This is a genomic window from Bartonella sp. AP3QHHD, from assembly GCF_042195765.1.
GTDB lineage: Bacteria > Pseudomonadota > Alphaproteobacteria > Rhizobiales > Rhizobiaceae > Bartonella.
The window spans coordinates 1-1,818 of record NZ_JBHIPC010000026.1; the positions used below are offsets into that span (position 1 = coordinate 1).

Below are 1,818 nucleotides of genomic sequence, written 5' to 3' on the forward strand. Positions count from 1 at the left end.
GCTTGATGGTTCACTGAAAGATTTAGAGAAGCGCTTAGAGACCTTAAGAGAAGAGTTTGAAGATTTGAAAGAGTGTTCATTTTAGGTTTAATGGAGGAATAAAGCAGATGAAAATACCTGATCATAGTCATGAGTATCTGATACCAATAGCCACGAAAGAGGAAATCAGAGAAGGAACTTCGCAAGATAGCGTTGTTGTTCCGAAGATTTTAGGGACGGCATCTTTGTATTCGTATGAAACCTTTGCGCCGTTAGAACAGGTTGTGAATGCAAGGCAAGAGTCGGAAAAAGCCATGGCGCGTGCGAATGGTGCGCAACAGGTTGCAGAAGAATCGAAATCTATTGCTGAACGTGCAGAACAAACAGCGAAAGATGCTTCTCAAACAGCAACAGAGACAACCCAAGTAGCAGCGACCGCGGTAGCGACGAGTCATGAAGTTAAGACGATAGCAACACAAGCAAGTCTTAAGGCGGATGGCGCAAAACGGACAGCTGATGATGCCAAGGATATTGCAGAAGAGGCAAAGGCTCTTTCAGAACAATCCAAGAATGCTTGTGCTGAAGTCAAGGAATCTGTTGCAACTGTTAAGAGAGTTGCCGAATCGGCGCAAACAGGAGTGGAACAAGCCTCGCAAACAGCTTCAGAAGCGAAGGGTTTGGCGGAAGCGGCGAAAAGTGCAGCAGAGAGTGTAACAGAGAAAGTAGATCAAGCACTAAGAGAGGCTAGCGATGCAAAATCTAAAGCAGAAGGCTTAGAAACAATAGCCAATGAAGCAAAATCCACGAGTGATCATGCAAGCCAAACCGCTTTGAGTGCAAAAAGTTTATCAGAAGAAGCCAAGGAAGTAGCCGAGACTGCGAAGTCGACAGCAGAAGAAGCGAAGAGTGTTNGAGTTCATTAGACACGGTGACAGCAACGACAAATTCTGCGAATACAGCCGCCTCTGAGGCAAAAGTGTTAGCGGAAGAAGCGAAGAGTGCATTGACAGAAGTTCAAGAGAAGGCACAGAGGAACAGTGACAGTCTTTCTGAACTTCAAAGTAAGGTAGGTTCTCTTTCCACTAATTTTTTAGAGAATGTGCGTTTTCATCAACCTGACAGAATTCTGGAAGCCGATCCGAAAAATAGAAAAGGTCTTGTGATCAATGAAGGGGCATGTTTTCGCTTTTATCATGGTGAAGAGAATGGGGGTAGGTACCTCTTTTACCGCATTCCAGGGCGTGGAAGGATGACTTTTGACGAAGATCTTGAAGCAGGAAAGGATTATTATATATATCTCATCTTAAAAGATCAGACGAATGAGCTATCCTTTGAAATTTCGCAAAATCCGACGGCTCCTGATGGCTATACAAAGGATAATTCTGAAAAGATCGGTGGATTTCATACGCTATGTGCGGATGTTGGTGAGATTGAAGGTCATCTCTTATCGGGTTATCAAGCGGGGGATGTTTTGCCCAAGTCTGTTTGGTGTTTAAATCACCGCCCACGTAGTAGTCCAGAAGGGATGGTTTACAATCCGTGGCATAATATTTGGGTTGATATTTATCTTCAATCAGGGACAGGTGTAAATGCAAAGTCTGCCTATGGTGTTCCGATTACGACCAGTCGTAGCTATGCGGATCATGCCTTTGATTTTTGGTCTGTTAGTAAGAGATTTTTGACGAGTGATGAGTTTTCGCCAAGCATGTATGGAAGTAATCAAGCAACCAGTATTGTCGGCAATCAAGCGCCTTCTCTTAAGACGTCTGGAGGACACGTTGATACAAACAATAGACGGATGATTTCGCATATCGGTTGTGAGGATGGTTGCGGTTATGT

The 1,818-nt window shown here is 44.1% G+C and carries 1 protein-coding gene and 1 pseudogene; both read left to right on the forward strand.

Annotation, left to right across the window (positions count from 1 at the left end; all coding sequences use genetic code 11):
- The first annotated feature begins 107 nt into the window (after positions 1-107).
- A complete protein-coding gene (locus tag ACFIL7_RS01470) occupies positions 108-902 on the forward strand; it encodes an alanine-zipper protein (RefSeq protein WP_375683266.1) in 795 nt (264 codons plus the stop codon).
- 5 nt (positions 903-907) lie between these two features.
- Positions 908-1,818: pseudogene (locus ACFIL7_RS01475) on the forward strand (hypothetical protein); the annotation flags it as partial.